1 pseudogene and 1 other annotated feature are annotated in these 297 nt (G+C 53.5%); the pseudogene reads left to right on the top strand.

Annotated elements, in window-relative coordinates:
• Positions 1–297: pseudogene (locus BHE85_RS19875) on the top strand (IS3 family transposase); the annotation flags it as partial.
• Positions 41–156, top strand: a sequence feature (AL1L pseudoknot). (Overlaps the previous pseudogene by 116 nt.)

The raw sequence follows: 297 nt of genomic DNA, 5'->3' as shown, positions 1-297 counted from the left end.
GTGAACTGCGCCGCAGTAACGATATCCTTCGCCAGGCTTCCGCTTATTTTGCGAAGGCGGAGTTCGACCGCCTCTGGAAAAGTGATGCCACTGCTGGATAAGCTGCGTAAGCTGTACGGGGTCGGACCGGTATGCAGTGAACTACATATTGCCCCGTCAACGTATTACCACTGTCAGCAACAGCGACATCATCCTGATAAACGCAGTGCCCGTGCGCAGCGCGATGACTGGCTGAAGAAAGAGATACTGCGCGTATACGATGGGAATCATCAGGTATACGGTGTGCGTAAAGTCTGG

Origin of the sequence: Shigella sp. FC1567 (genome assembly GCF_001743015.1) — a bacterium.
GTDB lineage: Bacteria > Pseudomonadota > Gammaproteobacteria > Enterobacterales > Enterobacteriaceae > Escherichia > Escherichia coli.
The sequence above is the reverse complement of the archived record's forward strand: the minus strand, read 5'-3'. Positions and strand labels throughout refer to the sequence as shown.